General features: G+C 77.1%; 7 protein-coding genes. 4 read left to right on the forward strand and 3 right to left on the reverse strand.

All coding sequences use genetic code 11. The features are described 5' to 3' along the window. The coding region (locus tag E2C05_RS35225) for a helix-turn-helix domain-containing protein (RefSeq protein ID WP_133222630.1) at nucleotides 1-339 on the forward strand (339 nt) is incomplete at its 5' end. A gap of 294 nt (nucleotides 340-633) precedes the next feature. Here E2C05_RS35225 and E2C05_RS26350 read toward each other — a convergent pair. The 3 genes from E2C05_RS26350 to E2C05_RS26360 form a co-directional block, all read right to left on the reverse strand. Then, nucleotides 634-1365, reverse strand: coding sequence for a calcium-binding protein (locus E2C05_RS26350; protein ID WP_158292378.1), 732 nt, complete (start codon nucleotides 1363-1365; stop codon nucleotides 634-636). Between the two features lie 408 nt (nucleotides 1366-1773). Continuing rightward, nucleotides 1774-3267 (reverse strand): methyl-accepting chemotaxis protein, encoded by a 1494-nt coding sequence (locus tag E2C05_RS26355; RefSeq protein ID WP_133222632.1) that lies wholly within the window; start codon nucleotides 3265-3267, stop codon nucleotides 1774-1776. A gap of 86 nt (nucleotides 3268-3353) precedes the next feature. Then, nucleotides 3354-3650 carry a hypothetical protein gene (locus E2C05_RS26360; RefSeq protein ID WP_133222633.1) on the reverse strand — a complete coding sequence of 99 codons (297 nt, stop codon included), beginning with the start codon at nucleotides 3648-3650 and terminating at the stop codon, nucleotides 3354-3356. Nucleotides 3651-3964: 314 nt separating this feature from the next. On the opposite strand from E2C05_RS26360, the gene E2C05_RS26365 reads away from it, so the two are divergent. The 3 genes from E2C05_RS26365 to E2C05_RS26375 are packed head-to-tail and all read left to right on the forward strand — an operon-like array spanning nucleotide 3965 to nucleotide 7111. Then, nucleotides 3965-6523 (forward strand): heavy metal translocating P-type ATPase, encoded by a 2559-nt coding sequence (locus E2C05_RS26365; protein ID WP_133222634.1) that lies wholly within the window; start codon nucleotides 3965-3967, stop codon nucleotides 6521-6523. Further along, nucleotides 6520-6915, forward strand: a complete 396-nt coding sequence (locus E2C05_RS26370; protein WP_207191864.1) for a MerR family transcriptional regulator — start codon at nucleotides 6520-6522, stop codon at nucleotides 6913-6915. Before E2C05_RS26365 ends, E2C05_RS26370 begins: the two co-directional genes overlap by 4 nt. 1 nt (nucleotide 6916) lies before the next feature. Then, entirely contained in the window at nucleotides 6917-7111 is a 195-nt protein-coding gene (locus tag E2C05_RS26375) for a heavy-metal-associated domain-containing protein (RefSeq protein ID WP_133222635.1), read from the forward strand. The last annotated feature ends 93 nt before the right edge of the window (nucleotides 7112-7204 follow it).

Below are 7204 nucleotides of genomic sequence, written 5' to 3' on the forward strand. Positions count from 1 at the left end.
GCCGGGGCGCGGGCGGTGCTGCCGCCCGATGCGCCGGCGGCGCAGCTGGAGGCCGCGCTGGTGGCCGTGACGCGCGGCCTGGCGGTGCTGCCGCCGGTGGCGCTGGCGACGCTGGCGGGGCGGGAGGCGGCGCCGGTGGAGGCCGGCCTGACCCGGCGGGAGCGGGAGGTGCTGGACCTGCTGGCCGCCGGCGCCTCGAACAAGGTCATCGCCCGGCGGCTCGGCCTGTCCTTCCACACGGCGAAGGCGCATGTCGCCTCGGTGCTGCAGAAGCTGGGGGCGGGCAGCCGGGCCGATGCGGTGGCGCGCGGCGCCAGGGCGGGGCTGGTCCTGCTGTAGGAGGAGCGCGCGCCGGGGAGGTCCCGGCACGCGCGCCACGGCGAGTCGCGGCCGCGGCCGCGGCCGTCCCCGGATGCCGCCCCGCCGGGTGCAGGCCGGGCGGGGCGCCGGCCGCAGCCAGGGATCCACGGCCCCGGTGCGCCGCCCGGCGGGTGGCGAGCGACCTCGCGCCATGGCGCCGAAACCATCCGGCCCTGGGGCTGGTGCCGGCCGGCCTGGCGGCAGGCCGGCGGGATCATCGTGCTCGGCGCGCGATGCCAGGGTGCGGACGCCCGACCGTCCGCACCCCTGGGCTCAGAGGATGAAGTCGCTCGCCGTCAGCGCATGCACGCCGGCGAGGACGATCTCGCCATCCGGCTGGCCATCCGGCTGGATGCGGTCCGGATTGCGCAGCAGCGTGCCGTCCATCTGGATGACCGTGGTGTTGCCGCGGATCTCGTAGCGCAGTTCCGCATGGCCGGGGGTCGCCGTGAAGGCGCCGGTGCCGAGGAAGTCGAAGGCGATGTCGCTCGGCGGCCGGCGCTGGAAGAAATTGATCGCCGAGAGGTCGATCAGGTCCTCCCCCTGGGTGAAGTCCAGGATCAGGTCGGCCGCCTGGCCGAGGCCGGTATCGAGCTCCGCCGCCTGGTAGAAGCCGGGCCCCTGCGGGTCATGGTTCACCACCACGCCGAAGACGAAGCGGTCCGCCCCCGCGCCGCCCGCCAGCATGTCGCGGCCGAAGCCGCCGGCCAGCACATCGGCGCCCGCGCCGCCCATCAGCGTGTCGTTGCCCCCCTCGCCCTGCAGCGTGTCGTTGCCGATGCCGCCGCAAAGCAGGTCGTTGCCGCCCTGCCGCGTCGCCGGGTCGTCGGTGACGAAGCGCCCGGCCTCGCCGCGCAGCAGGTCGTCGCCGTCCCCGCCCATCAGCAGGTCGTTGCCGCGGCCGCCGTGGAGGCGGTCATTGCCGCCGAAGCCCAGGACCAGCCCGCCCTCGTCCGGCGCCGACAGCGTGTCGCCGCCCGGGGTCCCAAAAATCCACCGCACCATTCTGGTCGTCTCCCACCGCCATGGCGGCCCGGCCATGGCCCGCGGGAATCCTGCCCCCGCATACACGTAACGGCCTATGCACGGAGGGTTGCGTGACGCGCTCGTTACGGGCCGCCCTGTGGCCCTGGCGCATGGCGGCGTTGACAGGGCGCCGCGAAGCGGGGGCGGGAGGGCGCAGGACCAGCCGCAGCCCATTGCGCAAGGTCGCCGGCGCGGTCGGATGGGGTGGCGATGGCGGGACCGCGACGACCGCCTCCGCGGATCAGGCGGCGCCGGCGGCCCGGGGGTGCGCCGACTCGCGCCCTTCGCATGCGCGCTGGCCGGCACGGATGCAGGCCGGCCGGAATGGTCCCGGCACCCGGCGCGCAATGCCGGCAGGCAGGCAGCGGGACGCCTGCAGCCCCGGCATCAGGCGGCGCGCGCCTGGTCGCCCTGCATCTCGCCGACGAAGGCATCGAGGTCCAGCGCCAACTGTTCGCATTCGGCGCCGATCTGCGCCGCAATGTCGCGCACGTCGCCGCTGCTGGCGCGGGCCTGCTGCGCCACCGCCGCGGTCTCGCCCATCGCCTCCACCGCCGCCTCGGTGGCGCGGGAGACGGAGGCGATGCCCCCGCCGATCTCCCGCACCCCGACCCCCTGCTGTTCGACGGCGGCGGCGATGGCGCCCGCCACCTCCTCCATCCGGTGGATGCCGCCGGCCATCTGCCGCACCGCCCGCACCACCGCCCCGGTGGCCGACTGGATGGCGTTGATCTGGCCGCCGATCTCCCGCGTCGCCTGCGCGGTCTGGGCGGCGAGGGCCTTCACCTCCCCCGCCACCACGGCGAAGCCCTTGCCGGCCTCGCCGGCGCGCGCCGCCTCGATCGTCGCGTTCAGCGCCAGCAGGTTGGTCTGCGCCGCGATGGAGCCGATCAGCCCGGCGACATGGCCGATGCGCCCGGCCGCCTCGTCCAGCCCGGCGATCACCCGCTCGCTCTCGGCGGTGTGGCCGGCGATCTCGCGCGCCGCCGCCGCGCCGTCGGACGCGCTGCGGGCGATCTCGGCGATGCTCGTGGTCATCTGCTCGGCCGCCGTGGCGATGGCGCCGAGATCCTGCGCGGCCGCGCGGCTGCCCTCGTTCGTCGTCTGCGCCAGGTCGCCGGCGCGGCCGGCAACCTCCGCCATGCCCTGCGCCGCCGCCTCCATCCGCTGCGCCGCCGCGGTCAGGGTGCGGATGGCGGCGCCCTGCCCGGCGGCGAATTCCGTGGTGACGCGGGCGAACTCGGCGGCGCGATCGCGGTCCCGCTCCGCCGCCGCGACCTGTTCCGCGGCCAGCCGGTCGCGCTCCTCCCCCAGGCGGCGGGCCGCCTCGGCATCCTCCTGCGCGCCCATCAGCCGGGCCACGGTCAGCGCCATCCAGGCCAGCACGCCGGCTTCCGCCAGCAGGATCACGGCATGCAGCACCACGCGGAGGATGTCCGCGCCGCCCGGATAGACCCAGGCCGGCATGATGAAGTTCAGGGCCAGGTGGTGCACCGCCACCGCCAGCGTCGCGGCCGCGATGGCGTGCAGGCAGGCCAGGATCCCCACCGCGGCGACCGCGGCGAAGAAGGCCATGTGCAGGTCCGGCTGCCAAGGATGCCCGGCCAGCAGGAAGAGGACGATGGCCGGCTGCCCGACCAGCACCGCGGCCACCAGACTGCGGGTGGCGATGGCCGCGGGCGCGATCCACCAGGCGAGGCTCGAGGCGCCGGCGCCGATCGCCCAGAGGCCGAGCGCCACCGACATCCCGCGCTCCATCACCAGGGCTTCCGCCGCCAGGACCGGGCCGCAGGCGAGCACGATGCCGAGGAGGATGCGCAGCCCGATCGCGCGGAAATCCTCCAGCCGCGTGTGGCCGATGGTGGGGGTCGTTCCGCTCATGCCATCAGGCTCCGTTGCCATGCGATCGAGATGTCCGGGGCGTGTCCGCCAGGCCGCGGATCGGGGCGCTGAGCCGCCATGCCGGCTCAGCGGCCGGCCGGACCGCAGGGCAGCAGCGCGGCATGCGCCACCACCCAGTGTGCCCCCGCCTGCCGCAGCCGGCCGGCCAGGCCCGGCATCCCGTCCACCGCGACCCAGCCGGGCCGCGGCAGGGCGATGATCCGTGCCTCCGCCAGATCCGCCCCGCGCAGCGCCGCCGCGTCGTCGGCGAAGGCGGCGAGCATCGGCGCGCCATCTTCCGGCACCAGGCTGGCGGCGGCGAGGACACCCGCCATGCCGGCGGCCGGCAGCAGCGAGCAGAGCAGGAGGGTCAGGATCCGCATGTCCGCAGGGCTTAAGCCCCTGGATTTGAGGAAGGCTTAAGGGTCCCGCCCGCGCCGGGCCCGCATCCCCGCACCGGCGGCCGGGCAGGTCCGCGCCCGGGGCATGGCCCATCGCGCGGCCGATGGACCGCCCGGGACGCGGTGGCCCAGGCCGCGATGTGCCCCCCCTGTTCCGGCACTGCGACAGGGCCTCGGTCCCCGACGCGGGACGGGCGCCGAGCCGTGACGCACGACGGTCGCGCGCGATGCCGCGCGGCAACCTGGGCGCGTGCCCTTGACCCTCCCATGATGGGAACCCCCAGATATCCAGGGCCATGCCCGAAGCCCCGTCCCCCGCCGCCCCGACCCTTTCCCTGCCGATCGCCGGCATGACCTGCGCCGCCTGCGCGGGCCGGGTCCAGCGGGCGCTCGGCAAGGTGCCGGGGGTGGAGGCGGCGACGGTCAATGCCGCCTCCGAGCGCGCGGAGGTGCGCGGCACCGCCCCCCTGCCCGCGCTGGTCGCGGCGGTCGAGACGGCCGGCTACGCGGTGCCCGAGGCGCGGGTCACGCTCGGCATCGCCGGGATGACCTGCGCCACCTGCGTGCTGCGGGTGACCAAGGCGCTGGCGGCGGTGCCGGGCGTGCTCGGGGCCGAGGTGAACCTGGCCACCGAGACCGCGAGCCTTCGCCTGCTGGCCGGCACGCCGGAGGAGGCGCTGGCCGCCGCCCTCGCCCGCGCCGGCTATGCAGTCCGCGCGGCGGCGACGGAGGATGCGGCGGCGGCCTCGCCGGGCGGGCGGGAACGCCGCGACCTCCTCCTCGCCGCGCTGCTGACGGCGCCCTTCCTGCTGGGCATGCTCGGCATGGCCTTCGGCCGGGACTGGATGCCGCACCCCTACGTCCAGCTCGCGCTGGCGGCGCCGGTGCAGTTCTGGCTTGGCGCGCGCTTCTACCGCGCGGGCTGGGCGGCGCTGCGGGCCGGCACCGGCAACATGGACCTGCTGGTCGCGCTCGGCACGTCCGCCGCCTTCGGCCTCTCGCTCTGGATGCTGGCGCGGCACGGCGCGGCGGCGGCGCATCACCTGTATTTCGAGGCGAGCGCGACCGTCATCCTGTTCATCCTGCTCGGCAAGTGGCTGGAGGCGCGGGCGCGCCGCGCCACCGGCGCCGCCATCCGCGCCCTGCTGGAGCTTCGCCCGCGCACCGCCCGCCGGCTGGACGCGGCGGGGCGGGAGGAGGAGGTGCCGGCCATCGCCCTCGCGGTGGGCGACCGCGTGGTGGTCCGCCCGGGCGAGCGCATCCCGGCCGACGGGGTGGTGACCGAGGGCCGGGCCGGCGTGGACGAGAGCGCGCTGACCGGCGAGAGCCGGGCGGTGGAGAAGGAACCGGGTGCCACGGTCGCCACGGGCACCATCGCCCTCGATGGCCGCCTGGTGATCGCGGCGCGGGCGGTGGGGCAGGAGACGGTGCTGGCCCGGGTCGCCGCCCTGGTCGCCGCCGCCCAGGCCAGCCGCGCCCCGGTGCAGCGCTTGGTGGACCGGGTCAGCGCCGTCTTCGTGCCGGTCGTCGTCGGCATCGCGGCGCTGACGCTGCTGGGCTGGCTGCTGGCCGGCCCGGGGGGAGAAGGATCGGTGGAGGCCGCGGTGCTGCACGCGGTGGCGGTGCTGGTCATCGCCTGCCCCTGCGCCCTCGGCCTCGCCACGCCGGCCGCCATCATGGCCGGCACGGGGGCGGCGGCGCGCGCCGGCATCCTGGTGCGGGATGCCGAGGCGATCGAGCGCGCGCAGGCGATCACCCTGGTCGCCTTCGACAAGACCGGCACGCTGACCGAGGGCCGGCCGCGCCTGGCCGCGGTGCGGGCCGCCGATGGCGATGCGGCGGCGGCGCTCCGCCTCGCCGGCGCCCTGCAGGCGGGCAGCGAGCATCCGCTGGCCGGCGCCGTGCGGGCCGCCGCCGGGCCGGACCTGCCGCGCGTGGAGGGCTTCCGCGCCCTGCCCGGCCGCGGCGTCGCCGGCCTGGTGGAGGGGCGCCCGCTGCTGCTCGGCAGCCCGCGCGCGCTGGCCGAGGCCGGGGCCGATCCCGGGCCGCTGGCCGCCCTGGCCGAGGCGGAGGCCGGGCAGGGCCGCAGCCTCGCCTGGCTGCTGGAGACCGCGCCGGGGAGCCCTGCAGCCGCGCCGCGCGTGCTGGCGCTGCTGGCCTTCGAGGATGCGGCGAAGCCCGGCGCCGCCGCCGCGGTGGCCGGGCTGCGGCGCCTTGGCGTGAAGGCCGCCATGCTGAGCGGCGACGGCCGCGCCGCCGCCGGCGCCCTGGCCGCGCGGCTGGGCCTCGACACGGTGGCGGCGGAGGTGCTGCCGGACGGCAAGGCCGCGCAGGTCGCCGCCTGGCAGCAGGCGGGGGAGCGCGTGGCGATGGTCGGCGACGGCGTGAACGATGCGCCGGCGCTGGCGGCCGCCGATCTCGGCATCGCCATGGGCACGGGCACCGATGTGGCGATCCGGGCGGCGGGGATCACCCTGCTGCGCGGCGACCCGGCCCTGGTGCCGGCGGCGCTGGACGTGACGCGCCGGACCCTCGGAAAGATCCGGCAGAACCTGGCCTGGGCCTTCGGCTACAACCTGCTCGGCCTGCCGCTGGCGGCGGCGGGGCTGCTCTCGCCGCCGGTGGCGGGGGCGGCGATGGCGCTGTCCTCGGTCTCGGTGCTGGCCAACGCGCTGCTGCTGGCGCGGTGGAGGCCGCCCGGCCCGGTGGCTGGAGCGCCTGCGGCGCCAACGCCCGAATCGGACCGGCCGGACGCCGCGATGGCCGGAGCGCCGCAGGCGCGCAGGCACGGAGCGGGCCGGCAGGATGCCCCGATGGCCGGGGCGCCGGTGGCAGAGGCGGGACGCGACGCATGACCATCACCATCGGCGATGCCGCCCGCGCCTCCGGCGTCTCGGAGAAGATGATCCGCCACTACGAGGCCATCGGCTTGGTCCGCCCGGCGCGGCAGGCCAATGGCTACCGGCACTACGCCGAGCCCGACATCGCCGTGCTGCGCTTCATCCGGCACGCACGCGACCTCGCCTTCCCGCTCGAGGATGTCCGGCGCCTCCTCGCGCTCTGGCACGACCGCGGCCGGGCGAGCGGGGAGGTGCGGCGCCTCGCGCTCGGCCATGTCGCGGCGCTGGAGGCGAAGGCGCAGAGCCTGCAGGCCATGGCGAACAGCCTGAAGCACCTGGCCGCGACCTGCCATGGCGACGACCGGCCTGACTGCCCGATCCTGGATGAGCTCGAGGGGAAGCACTGACATGGTGGAACTGAAGGTTGGCGGCATGAGCTGCCAGCACTGCGTGCGGGCGGTGACCCAGGCGATCCAGGCGGCGGATCCGGGCGCCGCGGTGCAGGTGGACCTGGCCGCCGGCCTGGTGCGGGCCGAGACGCGGCTGCCGCGCGATCGGGTGGCGGCCCTGGTGGCGGAGGAGGGCTACCAGGTGGCGGCCTGAGGCCGGCGCGCCGGGCCGGCCGGCCGGCCCGGCCCGGCCCGGCCCCAACCCTCCGGCCGCCACGCCGTCGACGGTTCCCGCGGGCGGCGGCGC

The organism is Paracraurococcus ruber, from assembly GCF_004353985.1.
Lineage (GTDB): Bacteria > Pseudomonadota > Alphaproteobacteria > Acetobacterales > Acetobacteraceae > Paracraurococcus > Paracraurococcus ruber.